This window comes from Thermus thalpophilus, from assembly GCF_022760915.1.
Lineage (GTDB): Bacteria > Deinococcota > Deinococci > Deinococcales > Thermaceae > Thermus > Thermus thalpophilus.
The window spans coordinates 1-523 of record NZ_JAKTNS010000115.1 but is presented as its reverse complement, the minus strand read 5'-3'; the positions used below and the strand labels follow the sequence as shown (position 1 = coordinate 523).

The window sequence follows — 523 nt, the reverse complement described above, 5'->3', positions numbered from 1 at the left end:
GGAAACGGGGGAGCGCTTCCTCCTGGGGGAGCGCTACCCGGAGGTGCCCAGGCCCGAGCGCCAGCGGGTTCGTCTCTTTGGGCGGGGCGGGGGGGAGGTGGAGGTGGGGCTCTTCCTGGCCCAGGGGAAGCGGGAGCCCTGGTATCTGGCCTTCCGGGACCTGAAGGGGCGGGGGTTTGGGCTGGACCGGCACGGGCTCAGGACGGAGGGAAGCCTTAGGGGATGGCTTTGGCTTTTGTTCCTAGGGATGGTGCTCTTGGTTCTGTTGGGGGCCGCCTTGCGGGGCGGGGAGTGGTGGCCGAAGGTGGTGGCGCATCCGGAGCGGCAGAGCCTTTTCCGACTAGCCCGCCTCCTTCTGACCCAGGGGCCCCCCTCCCTGAGGAGTGTGGCGGTGAGGACGCTCACAGGTCTTCTTCAGCAACTGGTACAGGGGTGGGAAAAGTGATGAGAGGTCAGGCCCACACCACATGTACCCGGCCCTACACATGTGAGACGGGAGGCATAAGAATGGGGGAACCACTCC

Annotated in this window: 1 pseudogene; it reads left to right on the top strand. The window is 66.5% G+C overall.

The features are described from left to right. Nucleotides 1-445, top strand: a pseudogene (locus L0D17_RS13250) (IS4-like element ISTth2 family transposase); the annotation flags it as partial. Between the last annotated feature and the right edge of the window lie 78 nt (nucleotides 446-523).